The sequence below is a fragment of the Methylosinus sp. sav-2 genome, from assembly GCF_004366495.1.
GTDB lineage: Bacteria > Pseudomonadota > Alphaproteobacteria > Rhizobiales > Beijerinckiaceae > Methylosinus.
In genome coordinates this window covers 190,121-209,758 of record NZ_SOEJ01000004.1, presented here as the reverse complement: position 1 = coordinate 209,758, position 19,638 = coordinate 190,121, and the positions used below count along the sequence as shown (strand labels likewise).

The 19,638-nt window shown below is 65.2% G+C and carries 17 protein-coding genes; 6 read left to right on the top strand and 11 right to left on the bottom strand.

The annotated features are described in order from the left end of the window. Positions 1-235: 235 nt before the first annotated feature. The 3 genes from EDE12_RS10795 to EDE12_RS10785 form a co-directional block, all read right to left on the bottom strand. On the bottom strand, positions 236-1,465 hold the full coding sequence (locus EDE12_RS10795; RefSeq protein ID WP_024880543.1) for a PepSY-associated TM helix domain-containing protein: 1,230 nt from the start codon (positions 1,463-1,465) through the stop codon (positions 236-238). 169 nt (positions 1,466-1,634) lie between these two features. Continuing rightward, positions 1,635-3,440, bottom strand: coding sequence for a DNA helicase RecQ (gene recQ / locus EDE12_RS10790; RefSeq protein WP_026599017.1), 1,806 nt, complete (start codon positions 3,438-3,440; stop codon positions 1,635-1,637). 114 nt (positions 3,441-3,554) lie between these two features. Beyond that, on the bottom strand, positions 3,555-4,583 hold the full coding sequence (locus tag EDE12_RS10785; protein ID WP_024880541.1) for a peptidoglycan recognition family protein: 1,029 nt from the start codon (positions 4,581-4,583) through the stop codon (positions 3,555-3,557). A 235-nt stretch (positions 4,584-4,818) separates the two neighbouring features. Here EDE12_RS10785 and EDE12_RS10780 point away from each other — a divergent pair, with 235 nt between their 5' ends. From EDE12_RS10780 to EDE12_RS10770, 3 genes are all read left to right on the top strand, one after another. Continuing rightward, positions 4,819-7,059: a multicopper oxidase domain-containing protein gene (locus tag EDE12_RS10780; protein WP_026599016.1), complete on the top strand. Its 2,241-nt coding sequence runs from the start codon at positions 4,819-4,821 to the stop codon at positions 7,057-7,059. 162 nt (positions 7,060-7,221) lie between these two features. Beyond that, on the top strand, positions 7,222-8,772 hold the full coding sequence (locus tag EDE12_RS10775; protein WP_026599015.1) for a bifunctional ADP-dependent NAD(P)H-hydrate dehydratase/NAD(P)H-hydrate epimerase: 1,551 nt from the start codon (positions 7,222-7,224) through the stop codon (positions 8,770-8,772). 158 nt (positions 8,773-8,930) lie between these two features. Beyond that, complete coding sequence (locus EDE12_RS10770; RefSeq protein WP_026599014.1) at positions 8,931-9,449, top strand: DUF1269 domain-containing protein; 519 nt, start codon at positions 8,931-8,933, stop codon at positions 9,447-9,449. Between the two features lie 25 nt (positions 9,450-9,474). Here the strand turns inward: EDE12_RS10770 and EDE12_RS10765 are convergent, their stop codons facing one another. The 3 genes from EDE12_RS10765 to EDE12_RS10755 form a co-directional block, all read right to left on the bottom strand. Continuing rightward, positions 9,475-11,481 carry a DNA/RNA non-specific endonuclease gene (locus EDE12_RS10765; protein ID WP_026599013.1) on the bottom strand — a complete coding sequence of 669 codons (2,007 nt, stop codon included), beginning with the start codon at positions 11,479-11,481 and terminating at the stop codon, positions 9,475-9,477. 87 nt (positions 11,482-11,568) lie between these two features. Continuing rightward, entirely contained in the window at positions 11,569-12,345 is a 777-nt protein-coding gene (locus EDE12_RS10760; protein WP_026599012.1) for a glycerophosphodiester phosphodiesterase family protein, read from the bottom strand. 3 nt (positions 12,346-12,348) lie between these two features. Continuing rightward, positions 12,349-12,834: a RidA family protein gene (locus EDE12_RS10755; protein ID WP_026599011.1), complete on the bottom strand. Its 486-nt coding sequence runs from the start codon at positions 12,832-12,834 to the stop codon at positions 12,349-12,351. A 267-nt stretch (positions 12,835-13,101) separates the two neighbouring features. Between EDE12_RS10755 and EDE12_RS10750 the strand changes: the two genes are divergently transcribed. Then, the gene (locus tag EDE12_RS10750) at positions 13,102-13,956 is read left to right on the top strand and encodes a cell envelope integrity EipB family protein (protein ID WP_026599010.1); all 855 of its coding nucleotides are present in this window, start codon (positions 13,102-13,104) and stop codon (positions 13,954-13,956) included. A gap of 267 nt (positions 13,957-14,223) precedes the next feature. On the opposite strand, the gene EDE12_RS10745 is transcribed toward EDE12_RS10750, so the two are convergent. The 4 genes from EDE12_RS10745 to EDE12_RS10730 form a co-directional block, all read right to left on the bottom strand. Beyond that, positions 14,224-14,628, bottom strand: coding sequence for a hypothetical protein (locus EDE12_RS10745; protein ID WP_024880533.1), 405 nt, complete (start codon positions 14,626-14,628; stop codon positions 14,224-14,226). Between the two features lie 106 nt (positions 14,629-14,734). Beyond that, on the bottom strand, positions 14,735-15,310 hold the full coding sequence (locus EDE12_RS10740; RefSeq protein ID WP_024880532.1) for a carbonic anhydrase: 576 nt from the start codon (positions 15,308-15,310) through the stop codon (positions 14,735-14,737). Positions 15,311-15,433: 123 nt separating this feature from the next. Next, positions 15,434-17,074: a CopD family protein gene (locus EDE12_RS10735; RefSeq protein ID WP_026599008.1), complete on the bottom strand. Its 1,641-nt coding sequence runs from the start codon at positions 17,072-17,074 to the stop codon at positions 15,434-15,436. Between the two features lie 3 nt (positions 17,075-17,077). Next, on the bottom strand, positions 17,078-17,449 hold the full coding sequence (locus tag EDE12_RS10730) for a copper resistance CopC family protein (RefSeq protein ID WP_024880530.1): 372 nt from the start codon (positions 17,447-17,449) through the stop codon (positions 17,078-17,080). A gap of 149 nt (positions 17,450-17,598) precedes the next feature. On the opposite strand from EDE12_RS10730, the gene EDE12_RS10725 reads away from it, so the two are divergent. Both EDE12_RS10725 and EDE12_RS10720 read left to right on the top strand, forming a co-directional pair. Then, the gene (locus EDE12_RS10725; protein WP_024880529.1) at positions 17,599-18,525 is read left to right on the top strand and encodes a glycine--tRNA ligase subunit alpha; all 927 of its coding nucleotides are present in this window, start codon (positions 17,599-17,601) and stop codon (positions 18,523-18,525) included. Positions 18,526-18,702: 177 nt separating this feature from the next. Beyond that, positions 18,703-19,026, top strand: a complete 324-nt coding sequence (locus EDE12_RS10720; RefSeq protein ID WP_134188079.1) for a hypothetical protein — start codon at positions 18,703-18,705, stop codon at positions 19,024-19,026. Between the two features lie 6 nt (positions 19,027-19,032). Here EDE12_RS10720 and EDE12_RS10715 read toward each other — a convergent pair whose 3' ends face one another. After that, the gene (locus EDE12_RS10715; protein WP_026599006.1) at positions 19,033-19,590 is read right to left on the bottom strand and encodes a gamma-glutamylcyclotransferase; all 558 of its coding nucleotides are present in this window, start codon (positions 19,588-19,590) and stop codon (positions 19,033-19,035) included. Positions 19,591-19,638: the final 48 nt, after the last annotated feature.

The following is a 19,638-nucleotide window of genomic DNA, read 5'->3' as shown; positions in this document are numbered from 1 at the left end:
TGGACAGCGTGTCTCGCCTCTCGCTCCGATCAAGCAAAAACAAGGGATCTACGCTCGTCGGGCGACGCTCTGCGTGCGTCGCCCGAGAATATGCGTCAGGATGAAACCTCACATGAACCTCACGGCGAAACGCGCTGCTGAACAGAGCAAAACTCACCCCGGCGCAGCATGCCGCTCTCTTATAACGCACTCGCTTTCGACTGCAATCGAACGACCAAATTCATCGGCGAATCTTTCACCAACCTGTCGTGTTACTTTCGCGAGACATTTCTGAAAATGCATGCGCGGCCGAATGCGCTTTGCGCGCCGCGCGCTTCTTCCACCAAATATAGACGCCGGTGACGGACAGCATGGCGATGACGAGGCCGAGCGCGCAGACGAAGATGCGATAGGGAAGGCCGAACACGCTCGCCATATGCAGAGCGACGAGCCAAGCGGTGATCGTATTGCCGGAGTGCTGGCCGGTCGGCAGATCGAGGCGGCGCAGCTCGCCCGTATAGGCGTCGAAGAAGACGGAGGTGGCGCCATGCCTGTCGCCGACGTCGCGAGACGAATGCGCGCGATATTCGAACACGCCTTTCTCGCGCAACAGATAGAAGGCCGTCACCGGCCCGACGGAAAAGCCATCGGCGGCGGCGCGTTCGTTCATCAGCCGGGCGCCTGTCGTCTGCGCGATTTCCCAGCCGAGCGGCGTCTTGTCTGCGGGCGGAGCGACGTCGGGCGTCGCGGCCCAGATCGGCTGCTCATAATGGAAGAACAAGCTCGTCACGCGCATGTAGACGCTATTGAGATCCATATAGACGCTGGACCAGGCGAAGATCAGCAGAGCGCCCCACATCCACAAGCCGCCGGCGCGATGCAGATCGAAATTGAGGCGATAGGCGGAGCTGCGGGTCTTCACGAGCCAGGCGGGCTTCCAGCGTGCGAGATAGGAGCGCGCATTGGCGCGGCTCGGCGGCGGCAGGGTGAGATAGAAGGCGACGAAGCAATCGATCGTCCAGACGAGCGCGACAATGCCGAGAATCCATGCGCCCACGCGGCCCATCGCCAGCTCGTAATGCAGGCTGTAGACGAAGGGCATTATGCCGGCGCGCGACGTCGGCAGGCCGTTCCATTTGAAGCGGTCGCCGAGCTCCTCTCCGGTGACGCGATCGAGCGAGAGACTGTCGAAAGAGAGCGGCGGCTCGCCGGGGCGGGCGTCGACGCCGATCTGCGCGACGCCTTCCTCGCCGAGATAGACGGTGTTCACGCGCGCTTGCGGCGCGATCGCCTCGGCGCGGCGCAGCAGCGTCGCTGGCTCGAGCTCGACGCCGGCGTGGCGTCCGGGGTGAACTTCCGGTGCGAAGAAATGATCGAGCTCTGGAAGAAAAGCGAGCATGCTGCCGGTCAGCCCGACGACGATCAGAAAAGCCGCCATCGTGAGACCCGCCCAGCGATGCAGCCACACGAAGATTGCGCGATTCATCAATGACCTCCTGTTTCGTTTCCGCCGCAACGAAAAGATCGCGCGCTTTTCGGCGAAGCGCAAATGTCACGGGAACATCGCAGCGCGTCGCGAAAATTTGCCGGAGGTCATGTGAAACAGGCGGCCGGGACGAAGCCCGGCGCATATCGCCGTCGCCGAGAGGGCCGGCTCAGCGCAGCGCGTCCGACAGCGCCTCGAGGAAAGCGTCGCCATATTGCGCGAGCTTGTGCTCGCCGACGCCTTGCACGCGGCGCATTTCGTCGAGCGTCGCCGGGCGGCGCGACGCCATCTCGATCAAAGTGCGATCGGGGAAGACCATATAGGCCGGCAGGCCGGCTTCGCGCGCCAGCTCCAGGCGCTTTTTCTTCAGCGCCGCCAGCACGCGCTCCTCCTGCTCGTCCAGCGGCGTCGCGCGCGGAGCCTCGCCGCGCTTGCCGCGCGGCGCCTTCGCTGTCAGCGGATCGCGGCGCAGCGAAATCTGCGCGCGGCCGAAGAGAATATCCTCGCCCATTTGCGTCAGGCGAAAGCCGCCATGCTCCGTGCTCGCGAGAGCGCGCGCGGCGAATAATTGCCGAATGATCGCGCCCCAATCCTGCTTGGAGCGATCCTTGCCGACGCCGAAGGTCTTGATGCCGTCATGGCCGTTGCGACGCACCGCCTCGCTGGCCTCGCCGGTGAGAATATCTGCGAGATAGCCGGCGCCGAAGCGCTGGCCCGTTCGCATCGCGGCGGACAGCGCTTTCTGCGCATCTATGGCGCCGTCATAGACCTGAACTTGGCCGAGACAGACGTCGCAGCGTCCGCAGGGCGGGCTCTCCTCGTCGAAATAGGCGAGCAGAGTCTGGCGCCGGCAGGAGGGCGTCTCACAGAGCATGGCGAGCGCGGAGAAGCGATCATGCTCTATGCGCTTGCGCTCGTCGGGCACTTCTTTCTGATCGATCTGCCGGCGGCGGAAGGCCATATCGTCGAGGCCGTAGAGCGTGAGCGTGTCGGCCGGCAATCCGTCGCGACCGGCGCGGCCGATCTCCTGATAATAGGATTCGACGCTGGACGGCATGTCGGCATGGGCGACGAAGCGCACATCCGGCTTGTTGACGCCCATGCCGAAGGCGATGGTCGCGACGGCGATAATCCCGTCCTCCTGCAGGAAGCGATCCCCATTGCGGTTGCGCAGCGTCTGCTCGAGCCCGGCGTGATAGGCGATGGTGTCATGGCCCTGCTCGGCGAAGAAGGCGGCGAGCTTTTCCGTCGCGTCGCGCGAGGAGCAATAGACGATGCCGCTCTCGCCGCGATGCTTGTCCAGGAAGCGCTGCAGCTGGCGGCGCGGACTGTCCTTGGCGGCGAAATTGAGCGCCAGATTGGGTCGGTCGAAACTATGCAGGAAGACGTGCGGGCTCGTCGCGAACAGGCGCTGCGCGATATCGGCGCGCGTCGCGCTGTCGGCCGTGGCGGTGAGGCCGACGACTTGCGCGCCGAGAGTCGCCGCCGTCGCGCCGAGCTCGCGATATTCCGGGCGGAAATCATGGCCCCATTCGGAGACGCAATGCGCTTCGTCTATGGCGAGGCGCGCTGCGCCGGCGCGCTGCAGCTCGGCGATGAGGCCGGGCATGACCAGCCGCTCCGGCGAGACGAATAAGAGGCGCAACTCGCCGGAGCGAATGCCGCGGCGCGCCTCGTCATTCTCGGCGGCGTCATTCATGGAATTGAGCGTCGCCGCCGGCACGCCATAGGCGCGCATCTGCCGCACCTGATCGCGCATCAGCGCGATGAGCGGCGAGACGACCACGGTGAGCTTGCCATCGACGAGAGCGGGCAGCTGATAGCACATGGATTTGCCGCTGCCCGTCGGCATGATGGCGAGCACCGGCTCGCCAGCCAGCACGGCGGCGATGATCTCCGCCTGGCCGGGCCGGAAATCCTCATAGCCGAACACGGATTTGAGCAGCGCGCGCGCCTGCGGGGGGAGGGAGGGCATGGCGAGGAGTTAGCACGGCGGCGGCCGAGGCGCGAGGGGCGAGGCGTCGGCCCGGTCGATAGCGCCGGCCACACGCGCCGTTCCGCCTCGCCTCGGTGTGAATGTCGAGGCGCGTCAGCAGAGGGCGCCGGGCTTGGCGATCGACGCGAGCTGAGAGAGGATGCCTTTGCCGGGGCAGGGCTTGCCGCCTGCGAATTGCAGCCATCGATGACAGGAGAGGCCGCGCGAAGCGAGCGTTTCCGCGCGTGACATCGAGACGGAAGCGTCCGAAGCGTCGCAGATCGCGCGCGTGATGTCGTCCCAGCCCGGATCGCCCACGAGATGGCCGGTCGCCACCGTGCGCGGCGTGGCGAATGTCTTGCACACCCATTGAAACAGCAGTTTCGTTGCGGTGAGCTGATTGATCGTCATCGGCGCGCGTCCGTCATTGTCGACTTCGACGCTTATCCAATTGTCGTTGCCGGGACCCTGCGCCCAGGCTATGTAATTGGTCGGTATGAATTGCGCGACGTCGCCATTGCCGGAAATGGCGAAATGGGCGCTCGCGCCATTATTGTTCCATGTGTCGACGCAGCGATAACGAGACACCGTGTAGCAGTCGGGTCCCGCCGCGCCCGCTGTGCAATGAACAGCCAGCCCATGCACTCGGACGAGCGCCGGCCCGTGACATTTGTCCGCGAGCGGCGTCATCCCGCCCTGAGTCTTGTGCTTCAACGCGAGATAAGGGGTCGCGCCGCGATAGAGAAATCGATCGCCGGGATCTATGCCGACCGTCGTGAAGCGTTTCGCCCATTTCTCGATCACGGCTCGCGCGGGCGAGCCCGGGCCGACCGGGTGCGCGGTCGTCGATTCCAGAAAGAGTCGCGCCGCCTGGACCTGATCCTGGGGCAGTCCGGGCGGCGGCGTCGGCAGGGAGCGCTTCTGCACCGTGTCCATGGCGAAACGGATGCGCGGCATGTTGGGACCGCCCCACACGTCGAACTCGTTCATGCGGGCGCGCAATTCCTGCAAGTAGCGCGGCTCGAGTCCAGCGAATGCGCGCAGCATGCCGAACATGTCCATGCCGTTGCAGAGATCGTAGGCGTCCTTCCAACGCACGCCGCTGCGCACAGCGGCGAAGAAATCCTGCGTCAAATCTCCCATTGGAGCGATCTCCTCGAAATTCGATCGAGATATAGTCGGGACTATTCGAGACCGAGCGCGAAATTGCATTGGAGCTTGCGGCAGTCGCGGCCCAACGTCAATCCAGAGCGTCGGACATCCGTCGAGCTTCGCCGGCGCGATCAATTCTCGCCACATTGTCCGCCATAATATAGGCGATCATTCCCCGGTCCGCGGTTTTGCGTTCGATTTCTTTGTCTCTCGAGGATTTCGTTTCATGCTCATGAAATTCGACAATCACCTGCCGCTCGCCGCCCTCGACATCATCGGCGCCGGCCAGACCGGCGGTTGGGGGAAAATCGCCATTTCGGTCGAGGCGCGCAGCGTCAAATTTACCGATGCGGTCGCCGCGCCGGCTTCACCCAACGCCTGGTGCTATATTCGTCAGGGCTCGCCGCAGGAGCGCGCCGCCAGCCTCGAGAATTATCTCGGCCCAATCGTCAATGTCACGCGCGGGCGCCCGCTCGAGGTGGTCTGGATCAACCGAATCGGCTCCATGCCGGCCGAAAAGCCCGGCGACGCGCGCTCGCTGGCCATGCCGCCGATCGATCCGCCGCCCATGGATCTCGCCGAGGACATAGACCAGTATAAGTCGATGAATTATCCGGTCGGCGTCGTCGCGCATCTGCACGGCGCCAAGGCGCGGCCGGATTCGGACGGCTGGCCGCTGAGCCCGGCGAGCTTCGAGGGCAATCCTTATGGAATGCCCGCCTATCGCTCCTATTGCTATCCCAACGACCAGCGCGCGGCCATGCTGTGGTTCCACGATCACGGCATGGACAATACCGCCGTGCAGGTGCATGCCGGCCTCGCGGGCCTCTATTTCGTGCGCGACAATTCGGACGCCGAGCTGTTCCATCTCATCGGCGACGAGACGCAGGAATTGCCGCTCGTTATTCAGGACCGCTGCCTGAACGCCGACGGCGCCGGAGTGAGCTATCTGAAGGGCGCGCCGCTGCAAAAGGACCCGACGACCGGCAAGCGCTCCTTCATTCGGCCGGAATTTCTCGGCGACACGATTCTGGTCAATGGCCGGCCGTGGCCGCACGCCCATGTCAATCCCAAGATCTATCGCCTGCGCATCCTCAACGGCTCCAACGCCCGCAGCTATGCGCTGACGCTCGCCGATGCGGACGGCAAGATCGGCGGCAAGATCTGGTATGGCGATCTTCTCACCGCCATCGGCAATGACGGCGGCCTGTTCAGCCGCGGCGAGGAGCTCGAGGAGCTGGATTATCTCTTGCTGGCGCCGGGCGAGCGTCTCGACGTTCTGCTCGATCTCACCCAAATCGACAATGACGTCCTCGGCTCTCTTCATCTCGTCAATCTGTCGATCGCGGGCTATGACCCGGCTCAGCCGGAGCAGGAGCCGATCTTTCAGAACGACGCCAATTCCGTCTTAGCGCCGGGAACGCCGGACGCGCTGAAGGCGATCGCCTTCACGCAAAAGAGCGACGGACCGCATGCCGATCTGCCGCTCGCCAATGTGATGGAGTTCCGCATCGTCGACGCCGCGCATACGCATGGAGCCGGGGGCGCTGCTGCGCCGGCGGCGCATCACGCCGCTGCGGCGTCGCCGCTCGATCGCGTCACGCTCGACAAGATTTTGCTGCGCTACGCCGATGACGAGAGCTTCCGCTGGGACGCCAGCAAGCCCGCATTGACGCGCGCCAACGCCGATGCGCCCGTGGTGCGCAATCGCTTCGTGCTGCTGATGAACGACACCGCCGGCAAGGCCGATGTCGAGCCAGTCAATCCAATCACCGGCGCGCCGTGGCGCGACACGCAAATGTGGGAGCTGCGGCCCTCCACCGCGCCCGCTGGCGACGCCAGCGCCTTCACCGTGCCGTTCGACGCAAAGCTGGCGACGCCTTGGGAGGAGGGCCAACCCGCTGCGGGCGTCGCCTATCAGGTCTCGCGCGCCTTTTTCTTCGAGCCGGCCGATCCCAATCCGCCCCATGCGGCGCGTCACGCCGATCCGCTATGGCCGCTGGCCACCGACAATGTCGATCCCGCCGGCTATCCGCCCATCTTTCGCTACGCGCATCTCTATCGGCATAATCCGGCGGCGGGGCGCGCCGTCATCCGTCCGCGCGAGGGCAGCTATGAGCGCTGGTATGTCGTCAATATCGGCAATGATCAGGAGCATCTCGCCGATGGCCTTCCCGACATGCATCCGTTCCATATGCATCTCGTGAATTTCGTCGTGCTGCGGCGTTTTCGCCTGCGCAAGGACGCCTCCGAGAACTCGGTCTTCGCGCGCATAGAGCGGCGGCTCGATTTCGATGGCGTCGTGCGTCACGACACTGTGCGCATCCAGTCCAACGAGCTGGTCGAGCTGCTCGTGCATTTCCCGCGCGGCTATACGGGCGTCTATCCCTATCACTGCCACCTCGTGGAGCATGAGGACATGGGCATGATGCTGCATTTCGATGTGCAGCCCCAAGGCGCGCCCTGACGAGACGCCGCCTCGATTCGGCGCGGCGTCGATTCGGCGCCGCGCTCTCGATGCGCGACGCCCGGCCGCGCCGCTGGCGCAAACGCGTCAAAAAAGCGCGGGTTTCGGCCGTAGCGGGGAAAAGGCGTTGCGGAGCGGGGCGGTTTCGCCCACCATCGCGCCATGCCGCTCGGACCCTATCCGCCCGAACTTTTGACCACAGCGCAAATGGCGCGCGCCGACCGCCTCACCATAGAGAGCGGCGTCGCCGGCATGGCGCTGATGGAGAAGGCCGCCGCCGCCATAGCCGCGGCGGCCACCGCCTTTCTGGTGAAGACGGCGGGGCGGCGCGTGCTGGTGCTGTGCGGGCCGGGCAATAATGGCGGCGACGGCTATGTCGCCGCGCGCATATTGCGCAGCCAGCGCTTCAAGGTGCGCGTCGCCGCGCTCACGCCGCCGGACACGCTCAATGGCGACGCGCGCTTGGCCGCGGCGAGCTGGGACGGCCGTGTCGAGGACGCCGCCACTTGCGATTTCAAAGGCGTCGATCTCGTCATCGACGCTTTGTTCGGCACGGGTCTCGCGCGTGATCTGGACGGGCCGACGGCGGAGCTGATCTTGCGCCTCAACGCCTGGCGCGAGGAGACCAAGCAGAAGATCATCGCCATCGACATTCCCTCCGGCGTCGACGGCACCAGCGGCGCCATTCGCGGCGTCGCCGTGCAGGCCGATTCGACGGTCACTTTCTTCCGGCTGAAATGCGGGCATCTGCTGTTGCCGGGCCGGCTACGCTGCGGGACGATCTCCTGCGCCCATATCGGCATAAGGTCGAATGTGCTGGAGAAGATCCAGCCGCAGACCTTCGTCAACGAGCCCGCCGCCTGGCGCGACGCTCTGCGCCTGCCGAGCGTCGAGGGCCATAAATATGCGCGCGGCCATGCGGTGGTGGTCTCGGGCGGCGCCTCGCATACGGGCGCGGCGCGGCTTTCTGCGCTGGCGGCGCTGCGCGGCGGCGCCGGGCTCGTCACTCTGGCGACGCCGCAGGAGGCCTTCGCCGTCAACGCGCCAGCACTGACCGCGGTGATGCTGCGCGTCGCCGACGGGCCTGCCGGGCTTTCGGCGCTGCTCGAGGACAAACGCAAGAATGTCGTCGCTCTGGGGCCGGGGCTCGGCGTCGGCGAGGCGAGCTGCGCTCTGGTCGAGACTGCGCTCGCGCCGTCTAAGGAGCGCCGCGCTGTCGTGCTCGACGCCGACGCGCTGACCAGCTTCGCGCTCGCGCCGGATCGTCTGCGCGAGGCGATTCGCGCTGCGCCGGGTCCGGTGGTGCTGACGCCGCATGGCGGCGAGTTCGCGCGGCTCTTTCACGGCCAGCGCTGGGAGCGCACGATCAGCGGCGCGCCCATCTCCAAGCTGGAGCGCACGCGCGACGCCGCGCGCGATATCGGCGCCATTGTGATTTTCAAAGGGCCGGACACTGTGGTCGCCGCGCCGGACGGGCGCGCCTCCATATTGGCGGAGGCTTCGCCTTGGCTCGCCACCGCCGGCTCCGGCGACGTTCTCACCGGCATTGTCGCGGGCCTCCTGGCGCAAGGCATGGAGCCTTTCGCCGCAGCCTCCTGCGCGGTGTGGATGCACGCCGCCGCGGCGGATGACTTCGGCGCCGGCCTCATCGCCGACGATATTATCGATCGCCTGCCTGTAGCATGGCGCCGGCTGGTTTCGATTCAGCCCTAGCTCCCTAGATAGAGAGAAGCGGAAACGATGCTCGCATTCGTGCGTTTCGCCGGGGACGGCGGAGCGCGCGTCGTCGTCTCGCATTCGCGCGGTCGTCGCAACGACACGTTCACGCGCTTCAATGAGGATGCGCGTCTTCCGACAAAAGGAGAGCTTTCATGTCCGATCTCGTTGTCATCGTCTATCCGACCGAAGCCAAGGCCGAGGACATTCGGCAGAAGCTGTTCGAGCTGCAGAAGGAATATGTGATCGAGATCAGCGACGCCGTCATCGCGGTGAAGGAGCCGAGCGGCCATGTGAAGCTGAACCAGCTCCTCAATACCACCGCGGCCGGCGCCGTGAGCGGCACCTTTTGGGGCGCGCTGATCGGGCTCATCTTCCTCAATCCGCTGCTCGGCGCGGCGATCGGCGCGGGCGCGGGCGCGCTCAGCGGCGCGCTCACCGATTACGGCATCAACGACGCTTTCATGAAGCAGCTCTCGGAGACGCTTCAGCCCGGCAATGCCGCTCTCTTCGTGCTGATCCGCAAGCTGACGGCCGACAAGCTGCTCGATGCGGTGAAGGGCACCGGCGGCATCGTGCTCAAGACCTCGCTCGATCACAATAAGGAGCAGGCGCTGCGCGACGCGCTCGCCGCGCATGTGTCGACAGCGGTCGCCGCGCCTTCGACGCCTTGAATGCTCCGCAGCATCCGAGACGCGGTCAGCGTCTCGGATGCTGCACGTCGGCCAGCGTGCGCAGCCGTCGTCCGGCGACCGGGCCGGTGAAGACGTCGGCGCTTCTCACCGCATCCGGGAAACGCAGTCCCGTCTCCGCTTCGATTTTCGTCACCGGAACCTGAAAGTTCTGGCCGGGCTCCGAGCTGTTCGGGCCTACCGGCAGCTGCTCGAAAGGAATGTTCAGAGCATAGTCCTGCTGGCTGACGATATAGGCGCTCGAGTAGAGCGCGCCCCTGCGGTCGGCGACAATGACGATTTTCCAGAAGAACTGCGGGATCAGCACGCCGCGATGCTCTTCGTCGTCGGATCGGAACAGGGGGCCGGTGAAGACGCTGGCGCGGATATCTTCCTCGTCGGTATTGTAGAGAATGAAATTCTCGAGACCCTGCCAGAGGTCGGCGCCTTGATTGAAGCCCCAATATTGGGGCGAGCAATTGGTCCAGTGGAAGGTGTCGTCGTTCGCCTGCTTGGCTTCGCGAATCGCGCCCCAGACCGGGTCCAGCCGGCGCACCAGATGGCCGCGGTCGAAGTAGTTCTTCCCCGGCACGGGCTCGTTGCCATAGAGCTCGTCGCCGATCTGCAATTCCTCGGGCAGGCGCGGGTCATAGTACCAGGCGTCGGCGCCGCGATCGAGGTTGACCCATTTGGCGCCGTCTATGTTGACGGCGGTGAAGAAGGCCAGCTTACGCTTGGGGTCGCCATTGAAGACGACCGAGAAGTGCAGATAGCGCAGCACGTCGTCCGACGCGCCGGCGATCTTGGCCGGGCTGCCGAAGCGAAGCGCGTCGGGGCCGAGCGCCGGCAAGGGCACCGCCACGGGGAGGAAGTTCGGATCATAGCCTTTTCGGCCGTCGAAATAATTGGCCGGATGCGTGCGCCGTTTCGGTGCGCGCGCAGCTTCCAGCGCGGCCGATTGCGCGACGAGGATCGCCGGAGCGCCGATGATCGGCGGGCCGACGATGCTCTGCAAGGGCTGCGCGCCCGGAAAGGGCGCAACGCCGAATGCGTCGGCGAGCAGGTCTGCGATCAGCGCGGAGTGCGGCGTCGCAGAGGATTTGACCTGCTGCTCGAGGTCGGCGAGCAGCTTGGACACACGCACGCCCTCATTGGCGATCCATTTGATTTTCTCGCCCTCGAGCCGCCGCGCCGCCGTCGCCGGGGCGGTCGATCCGTCGGCGAGCGTCCAATGCTCGACGCCATCGACGATCGTGCGCTCCGGCACGCCGGCGTGATGGAGGCAGACGACTTGCCAAGCGTCCGTGCACACGGGCGCGCCGGAGGAGCCGGGCGCGGTGTCCGACGAATACCAGAGGAAGTCGTCCTTCGAAGAATCTCTCTCGTCGCCATATTTGACGATCTTGTTTTCTCGCAGCGAAATGCGCTTCGTGCGCGCGTCGGGATGCTGGATGATCGTGACGTAATTGCCAGTGTCGATCTTGCCGGTGCGCGCGTCGAGACGCAGATAGCCGAAATCGGCGAGCGCGGCGCCGTCCTCGCTTCGCTCGGCGACGACGACGATCGTATAGTCGAGACGATCCCTCCGACTGGTGATGAAGCCGTCCTGCGGCGACAGGGCGAAGCGGGTGCTGCGGCGCAGCCGGCCCGAGCCGTCGAGCTCGTAACCGAACTCGATCGTCGCGCGCAGCGCGTCCTCCGGCGTGGGCAATACGTGATTATTGGTCAGCAGCAGGCGCGGGCCGATCAGAAAGCCCGTTCCCCATTCGCTCCCATTGCCGACGAGGGCCGGGGCGTTGATGCGGCACACGGCGCGCGCAGCCATGAGGCCGCGTTCGAGATAATTGATCTCGACGAGATCATTCGCGCCGATCAGCGCTTCATAGGCGTCGAAATCGACGCCCGCGCCGGCGCGCACGCGATGCACGATCTGGTCGACCACACGGGCGGGATCCGGCGTCGGATGCGGGGCAGCCTGTCCAGACCGGATCTGGTCGCGCAATTCGGCGTCGTCGAACTTCGATTCGATAATCATTTTCGAGCTCCAAATAAAAAAAGCGCTCGATCGTAGCTCGAACTCGACGATAGATTTATGACGGAAAACGACGTCGGACGAGGCCGCTCAGGGCGCAAATCCCTCGAAGACGATCTGATCGGCGAAGGCGAGCGCGGCCTTCGCCTGTTCCGCGCTGCGCACGGTCCATGTCGTCACCGGAATGCCGAGCTCCTCGCGGCAGCGGCGCGGAATCGCATGCGGCAGATCGGCGACGTTCCAGGAGAGAAAATCCGGCCGCGTGCGCGCGACATGGGAGAATTGCGTGAGCTCCTCCCGCTGCGCGGCGGTGAGAAAGCTCCAGTCCGGCCCTACATAAGACGCCTGCGCGACAATGCCGAGCGGAACGCCGGAAACGCCCAACCTATCGAAATGCGCGCGCAATTCGGCGATCGGCGCGGGGTCGAAGCTCTCGATCGCCGCTGCGCCGCGATAATGCGCGACAATATCCGCGACATTGCGCGCGAGAGCGAGATCGCCGTCGAAACGGCTCTTGATCTCGATGAAGAGAGGAACATTTCCACCGATCGTCGTGAGAAGATCGCGCAGCGTCGGCGCGCCCTCGCGCGTTCCGCGCAATGTGAGCCGCGCGATCTCGAAACGAGTCAGCGCGTCGAGACGGCCGGTCGCATCGGTCAGGCGCTCCAATGTTTCGTCGTGGAAGACGATGACCTCGCCATCGGCGCTCGCCTGCACGTCGCATTCTATCGCGTAGCCGGCGCAGGCGGCGGCGCGCGCCGCCGACAGCGAATTCTCGGCCACGCCTTTCGCGAGATCGTGGAGGCCTCGATGCGCGATCTTATGTTCCGTGAGCCAATGGTAACGGCCGCCGCCGCTTGGGCTCATCGGCTACTCCAAAATCTCGAAGGTCGCGTCCACCTCCACCGCGGCGTCGAGCGGCAGCTGAGCGACGCCGACGGCGAAGCGCGCATGGCGTCCATTCTCGCCGAGCACGGTGGCGACGAGATCGGAGGCGCCGTTCAGCACTTGTGGAATCTGGCCGTAATCGCCGGCGCTGTTGATGAAGCCGCCGAGCCGCAGCACGCGCAGCTTGGCGAGATCGCCGCCCGCCGCGACGGAGGCTTGAGCGAGAAGATTGAGCGCGCAGACGCGCGCCGCCGCCTGTCCGGCCTCGAGCGCCACCGATGCGCCGAGCTTGCCCTTATGCGCGGGATCGATCGCGCCGCCGGGGCCGACCGGCAATTGTCCCGAGACGAAGACGAGATTGCCGGAACGCGTCCAGGGCACGTAATTGGCGACCGGCGCGGCCGGGGTGGGGAGGGTGAGACCCAGCGCCTCGAGCTTTTCGAGCGGCGTCTTCGCTGTGTCGGACATTGCGCCATCCTTTCCGAATCTCTGAAGAAACTTGCAGCTTTGCCGCCGACCGTAATTTGGCCAAGGTCGGGAGGCAATGCGTCGAGCGAGACTTCGCCTCGACATCTTGCTCGCCCGAGATAGAGTGGTCGTCAGCGCGTGCGCCGCGCCGCGACGACACGCCGGAGCGAAGATAGAGCCTCCGGCCCCTGTCGTCGTCGACGCGAAGCGCCGGGAGACGCCGGACCGTAACCAACCAAGAGCGCGACAGAGGGAGAAAGACCCCAAATGGCTCCAAAATATCTCATCGGCGCGACGCTCGCCTGCGCCTCCTTCCTCGCGCTCGCCGCCCATGCCGAGAGCGCGGCCACTGTGGCGGCCGTCGCCGGCCATCCGCAGCTGACGCCGCATCGCGCCGTCTATGATCTGACGCTGGCGCAGGCCTCGGGCAGCAAGGCGCCGACCTCGGCGCGCGGCCGCATCGCTTTCGATTTCACCGGCTCCTCCTGCGAGGGCTGGGTGCAGAATTTCCGCCAGATCACTGAGTTGCAGCCCGCCGAAGGCCCGCCGCGCCTCTCCGACATGCGCTCCGCCACTTTCGAGGCCGGCGACGGCAAGGATTTCCGTTTCCGCATCGAGACCAAGCTGGACAATGTCCAGGCCGAGGACATAGACGGCAAGGCCAAAAAGAAGACCGGCGCCGCGCTCTCGGTCGATCTCGCCCGGCCCAAGCAGTCCCAGCTCTCGCTGGACGGCGGCGCGCTGTTCCCGACCGAGCATCTGCGCCATATCCTAGCCGCGGCGCTCACCAATGAGCGCATTCTCGAGGCCAAGGTCTTCGACGGCTCCGGCGACGGCGAGAAGGTCTTCGACACGATGAGCGTCATCGGCCGGCCGACCAGCAGCGTCGTCACCGAAAAGGCCGCGCAGATCAAGGAGCTCGAAGGGCTCAAGCGCTGGCCGGTGTCGATCTCCTATTTCGAGCCGGGCAAGCGCGACGAGCAGCCTGTCTATGTGCTGTCCTTCGACCTCTATGAGAATGGCGTCTCCCGCGCGCTGAAGCTCGACTATGGCGATTTCGCGCTCACTGGCGAGATGACCGAGCTCTCCATTCTGCCGAGCGCGGCCAACTGCAAGATGTGATGTGGCGGCGGCGACCAGTCGCGACGTGGGATTGAACTCGTGGTCCCGCAGTGTTACATATCGTATCGATGAGATTTCGAGGTGAGAACGGCCTCCTCACGCGCCATAAGGTCTAGCGCTCTCATGGCAAAGTAGCGCTAAAATTCTGTCCTGAGACGGGGTTTTATCGGCGAAGAGATCCGGAGCTGGGCGTCCGGCGAGATAACATCGCACTCTAAAGGCTCCGCCAAAAGCGGAGCCTTTATCGTTTTGCGCGGCGCGGATTGCCTAAAATGCGCATTTGAGATGACCTTTTCGTTTCCGATTCTGAACCTTCTCCTCAGAGATCGGGTAAAAGCTGGCGATATGATATCGTCCATGCCGGTCGCGTTCGATATTGACCGCCACGAGCACGATGATTTCCGCCGCGATCACGCGTCCCACCAGCTCGATTTTTCCGTGGTTCTTGAAGTCATCGCCAATGTAGAGCGGCTCCGCGACAATCGACGAGACGTGCGGCTGGCATTTGGCGTAATCTTCTCCGTGCTGGCGAAAGGCATGCCTCTGCGCTCCACGCGACAAGATTACGACGCCGGGCTCCAGCTCGAGTTCCAGGACGCGGTTTATGATCTTGACGGGCAAAGGCCCGAGAATGAGATCGGGCGGGCTTTTCGAAAATGGCTTTTTACCCATAACACGAAACCGATAGGCCGAGACACAGCTCGAAATACCACGGGGCTCCCAAAATAAAAGCCCAGCGTGCGGCGCCGGGCTTCTTGGTTTCGGCTCTTTCGGACGGTCAGGCGCGGCCCGCCTCTGTCGCCTTGGGGACCTCGATCAGCTTGCCGCTCTTCACATCATAGATGAAGCCGTAGATCGGAATATTCTTCGGCGTCAGCGGATTCTCGCGGATGCGCTTCACATCCTGATAGACGCTCTCCTCCTGAGACTCGATGGTGAGCCATTTCACGAAATGGCCCGCCGTGCAGCCGCCGCCATGCTGGGGATTGGACCATGCGGTCCCGTCGAAGGCCGCCGTCGCCAGGCTGTCGTCGAGAAGATCGGCCATCACCTCATCGCAGAACAGCTCCATGCCGCAATCGGAATGGTGGATCACGAACCATTCGAGCGTGCCGAGCAGCTTGTGCGAGATGATCAGCGAGCGGATCGCATCGTCGGACGCGCGCCCGCCGGCGTTGCGGATCACATGCGCGTCGCCTTCGGAGAGGCCGGCGTATTTGGCCGGGTCGAGCCGCGCGTCCATGCAGGTCAGTATCGCGAAGCGCCGCGCCGGCGGCAGAGCGAGCTGCGCCTTGTCTCCGAAATCCGCGACATATTTGTCGTTCGCTGACAAGACTTCCGCGAGAATCGTCATTTGTTCCTCCCATGCGGCTTTTCGCCATTCGGCTTTTCGCCGTCGGGAATTTCTAAGTCGTGAGCTTTCGGGGTCCAAAATGCAGAATTTTCATGGGCGCATGAACATTCTGCATGAGTGAAATCACGCTTCCCGATAGGCGAGCAGCATCAGGCCGGCCAGAGTGAAGGCGATGGGCCAGACGATGCCGGCGATGCGCGCGCCGCGGCCTTCGAGGCGTATCTCCAGCCAGCGGGCCGAGGAGGCGAGCAGGCCGACCAGCGCCAGCGGCGTATGCGTGACCTCGATCAGAAACTCTTCCCTTATGTTGGAGAGCCCATGCGAATGGGCGAGCAGCAGCGCGCCGCCGACGCCGGTGATGAAGGGGAAGGCGAGCGGCGCCCATTGCGCCTTCACGCGCCGCATCCGCACGCGCCACTCGAAGATTCCGAAGCCGATGATGAGCGCGAGGAAGATGCGATGCTGAGCGATCTCGGGGTCGCGCAGGCTCTCGATGAGTCCGAGCTGGCCGAGCGGCCAGACGGCTTCGTCGGCGCGCAGAAACAGGAAGCCGGCGAGGCCCAGCATCAGCATCGGCCAATGGCGCGCGACGGGGGAAAGGCGGCGCCAATGCTCGAGCAGCGCCAGCAGCCCCATGGCGGCGACGAAGAGCCCGGCGATGTGGTGATTATATTCCGACCAGGCGATATCCTCGGCGTTGCGCTGCGCCGCAATGGCGGCGGCGGTCGCATCATTCGTCTGTGTCGCATCTTCGGCGCGCGCGGTCTGGACCTGCGGCAACGAGACGGAGAGGGTGGAGTGATCCGGGCTCTCGAGGCGCGGCGGCCATTGTGGCGTCAGCCGCTCGACGATCTCGGCGAAGCTCACCCGGTCGCGCGCCAGATCGACGGCCGGCGGCAGCGAGGAGAGCGAGGCGGCCGCGAAAACGACCGTCCAGCCGACGCCGATCTCCACCTCCGCGAAACGGCGCAGCCGCGCGAAGGCGCCTCGATCGGCCGGGGAGCGGCGAACGGCGAGGAAATTGAGCGCGCCGAGCGACAGCAGGCCGGCGAAGAGGATGGTCTTGGCGCCCACCATCACGCCATAGGCGGCGCCGTAGAAATTCTCGACCGCGCCGATATAGACGATCGACATGGCGACGCCGCCGGCGGCGATCATCGCCACGGCGACCATTGAGAGATGCGAGAAGCGCAGGCCGATGGCGCGTTGCGCCTCGCCGTCCGGGGCGCGGGCCAGCGCCATGAGGAAATAGGGAATGCCGCCGATCCACAGAGCGACGCCAGTGAGATGCGCGAGCTCGGCGGCGACGAGGCCCGGCGGATTGTCGAGCCGGCTGATGGCGTGCGTGGCGCCGAGCCGGGCGCAGATCAAAGCCGCCGCGAAGGCGGCGAGGGGCAGGGGCCGCGCCGCCCCGCTGCGAATCGCGAAGGCGAGCGCGAGGGCCGGCGCCGCCGCGAGCGCATCGGCCTTCACCGCATCGGCGGTGAGCGCATCCGCGAAGGAGAGCTCCAGCGCGCCGACGAGCATGGTCGCGAGCGCCGCCGCATCGAGAGAGACGAGACAGGCGAGGGTGAGCGCGCTCCAAAAAACGATTCGTCCGGCGCGCGCGGCTATGGGCTCCGCCGCCGCGCCGAGCCGTGGCGCCAGCGGTTCGGCGATGAGCAGGAGAAAGGCGACGCCGCCGACGGCGAGCGACAGCGCCCCCGAGATGGAGCCGCGCAGAATGACGCTGAGAAAGCCGTAGATCTCGATGAATTGCTGCATGGCTCAGCGGCCGACGCGAAAGGAGATGTCGCCGCGGGTGATGTGTCCGTCGACGCTCAGCACCTGCCAATGCAGCCGATAGGCGCCGCGCCGAAGATCATGCAGCCCGGCGCGCAGCTCATCGGCGGCGGCGCCCTCCAGCAGCGGAAGCACAGTTCCATGCATGTCCGGCGAGATCAGCAGCAGCCGCGAGCGGCGCGCGTCTATCCGGCAGTTGAATCTCAGCTCCACATCGAGATCGGGTCCAAAGACGATCTGCGCTTCGCGCGGCGTCGATTCCGAGAGGACGGCATGCGCCTGCGCAGGCCTCGCTCCTTCGATCCAAATTGCCGCCGCCGCCCCGCCGATCGCCAAGACGATATCACGCCCCCTCATTCCAGCCCTGCGCTCCTTTGTCATCGCCGGCGGCTGGACAATAGCGCGGGCGGCTGGACAGCGCGCGGCTTTTTTGCGGGCGCCCCGCCGCGTTGACCGGCGCGCGCGCCGCGACTAGCCTGCCGGCCGCAGCATGAGGATCGATGCAAATGACCGCGCCAGACAGACTTTCTCCCACCCGCTCGTTCCAGGGCCTCATTCTGACCCTGCAGAATTTCTGGGCGGCGCAGGGCTGCGTCATTTTGCAGCCTTACGATATGGAGATGGGCGCAGGCACGTTTCACCCCGCCACCACTCTGCGGGCGCTCGGCCCCAAGCCCTGGAAGGCCGCCTATGTGCAGCCGAGCCGGCGCCCGAAGGACGGGCGCTATGGCGAAAACCCCAATCGGCTCCAGCACTTTTATCAATATCAGGTGATTCTGAAGCCCTCGCCGCCGGATCTGCAGTCGCTCTATCTCGCCTCGCTGGCGGCGATCGGCGTCGACGCGAAACTGCATGACATCCGCTTCGTCGAGGATGATTGGGAGAGCCCGACGCTCGGCGCCTGGGGATTGGGCTGGGAATGCTGGTGCGACGGCATGGAGATCTCGCAATTCACCTATTTTCAGCAGGTGGCGGGCTTCGATTGCGCGCCTGTCGCCGGCGAGCTGACCTATGGGCTCGAGCGGCTCGCCTGCTATCTGCAGGGCGTCGATTCGATCATGGAACTGAATTTCAACGGCGGCGACGAGGACAAGGTCACTTACGCCGATGTTTTCCTGCAGGCCGAGCAGGAATATTCACGGCATAATTTCGAGGCCGCCGACACGGAGAAGCTGTTCTCCGATTTCCGCGCCGCCGAGGCCGAATGCCGCAAGCTGCTCGCTTTCGGCGACAGAGGCGAGGGCGAGCGCCATCTGATGGCGCTGCCCGCCTATGATCAATGCATAAAGGCCAGTCACGCCTTCAATCTGCTGGATGCGCGCGGCGTGATCTCCGTCACTGAGCGGCAGAGCTATATTCTGCGCGTGCGCGAATTGGCGCGCGCCTGCGGCGCCGCCTGGCTGCGCACGGAGGGCGGCTCCGCGGCGGCCTAGACCAAAAGGACCATCTGGACGAACACGAACAGTTTGACAAAAGTTCCTTTTATGTTCTAAGTTTGTTCTCGTCTTTCTTCGAGGCCTTTCGTGAGGGGCGTCATGTTCGTGGTCGATCGAGTCCAGGACCGGGGCAGAAGGCCGGCTGCCGCAGCGTCGGTCATTCGCGGAGGCGGATTGGCCGCGCTACATGCGACGCCGCTGCGCGAGCGCTTCTATTCCTGGCGCGCCGGTCGCGGCGAACGCTATGTCTGCACGATATTTTCGGCGGAAGAGGAGGCGCTGGTGGCGGGCTTCGCCCGCGCGGTCGTCATCGGCGTAGCGCGCGAGGGCGCGGAACGCCGGCCGGTCTGCGTGCTCTCGACCGAGGAATTCGATGCGCCGAGCGGCCGTCTCGCGCGCGCGGCGGCCATCGCTCTCGGCGTGAACGAATGGCATGTGCGCTTTTGCGCTCTGCCGGTCGAGGTCGCGCGCCACCTCGCCAAAGCCTTGCTGAACTGAGCTTTCTCAGGCGCTCTCGGCGAGGGAGGCCGTCGGCGCCGAAAGCCGGCGCACGATCTCGGCGAGCGCCGGATCGTGAATGTCGAGCTGCTGAAGATGCTCGTGCGTGTTGCGGACGTAGGAGGGATTGTCGCCCGAGGCGCCGACGCCGCCCTCCACGAGCCGAGTCATCTCGTCGATCGACAGGCGCCCGGCATATTGCGCATGGGCGCGATCGACGATGAAGGCGAGCGCGCGGGCCGAGCCGCCCTCGGCGAAGCGCAGCCCCACATTGCGCTCGATATAGACAGAGGTCACCAATTCGCGGGCGCGCAGATAGGCGATCGTCTCCTCGCGCGCCGCTCCGGCGACCCGAAAGGCGACGCCGAGGCAGGAGCCGCCATAGTCGAGGCCGAGCACGAGGCCTGGGCGCTCCCGCGTTCCGCGGTGGACATGGGAGAAGACGCAGAGCGATCGGTGATAGCCATGCACCCAGGCGAGGGCGCTTTCGAGAAATTCGAAACCCGGCCGCCACATCAAGGAACCATAGCCGAAGACCCAGAAATCGCCGTCCATCGTCGCCATCGATCGTAAGCCTCTCCTTTCGCGCTTTCCCTTCGATTCGCCCCCCGC

Excerpts from the sequence above, each read along its gene's own strand:
- EDE12_RS10770 (WP_026599014.1), top strand. The coding sequence starts at position 8,931 with ATGTCCGATCTCGTTGTCATCGTCTATCCGACCGAAGCCAAGGCCGAG.
- recQ (WP_026599017.1), bottom strand. The coding sequence starts at position 3,440 with ATGCCCTCCCTCCCCCCGCAGGCGCGCGCGCTGCTCAAATCCGTGTTC.
- EDE12_RS10780 (WP_026599016.1), top strand. The coding sequence starts at position 4,819 with ATGCTCATGAAATTCGACAATCACCTGCCGCTCGCCGCCCTCGACATC.
- EDE12_RS10765 (WP_026599013.1), bottom strand. The coding sequence starts at position 11,481 with ATGATTATCGAATCGAAGTTCGACGACGCCGAATTGCGCGACCAGATC.
- EDE12_RS10735 (WP_026599008.1), bottom strand. The coding sequence starts at position 17,074 with ATGCAGCAATTCATCGAGATCTACGGCTTTCTCAGCGTCATTCTGCGC.
- EDE12_RS10795 (WP_024880543.1), bottom strand. The coding sequence starts at position 1,465 with ATGAATCGCGCAATCTTCGTGTGGCTGCATCGCTGGGCGGGTCTCACG.
- EDE12_RS10785 (WP_024880541.1), bottom strand. The coding sequence starts at position 4,583 with ATGGGAGATTTGACGCAGGATTTCTTCGCCGCTGTGCGCAGCGGCGTG.
- EDE12_RS10755 (WP_026599011.1), bottom strand. The coding sequence starts at position 12,834 with ATGTCCGACACAGCGAAGACGCCGCTCGAAAAGCTCGAGGCGCTGGGT.
- EDE12_RS10730 (WP_024880530.1), bottom strand. The coding sequence starts at position 17,449 with ATGAGGGGGCGTGATATCGTCTTGGCGATCGGCGGGGCGGCGGCGGCA.
- EDE12_RS10750 (WP_026599010.1), top strand. The coding sequence starts at position 13,102 with ATGGCTCCAAAATATCTCATCGGCGCGACGCTCGCCTGCGCCTCCTTC.
- EDE12_RS10775 (WP_026599015.1), top strand. The coding sequence starts at position 7,222 with ATGCCGCTCGGACCCTATCCGCCCGAACTTTTGACCACAGCGCAAATG.
- EDE12_RS10745 (WP_024880533.1), bottom strand. The coding sequence starts at position 14,628 with ATGGGTAAAAAGCCATTTTCGAAAAGCCCGCCCGATCTCATTCTCGGG.
- EDE12_RS10740 (WP_024880532.1), bottom strand. The coding sequence starts at position 15,310 with ATGACGATTCTCGCGGAAGTCTTGTCAGCGAACGACAAATATGTCGCG.
- EDE12_RS10725 (WP_024880529.1), top strand. The coding sequence starts at position 17,599 with ATGACCGCGCCAGACAGACTTTCTCCCACCCGCTCGTTCCAGGGCCTC.
- EDE12_RS10760 (WP_026599012.1), bottom strand. The coding sequence starts at position 12,345 with ATGAGCCCAAGCGGCGGCGGCCGTTACCATTGGCTCACGGAACATAAG.
- EDE12_RS10715 (WP_026599006.1), bottom strand. The coding sequence starts at position 19,590 with ATGGCGACGATGGACGGCGATTTCTGGGTCTTCGGCTATGGTTCCTTG.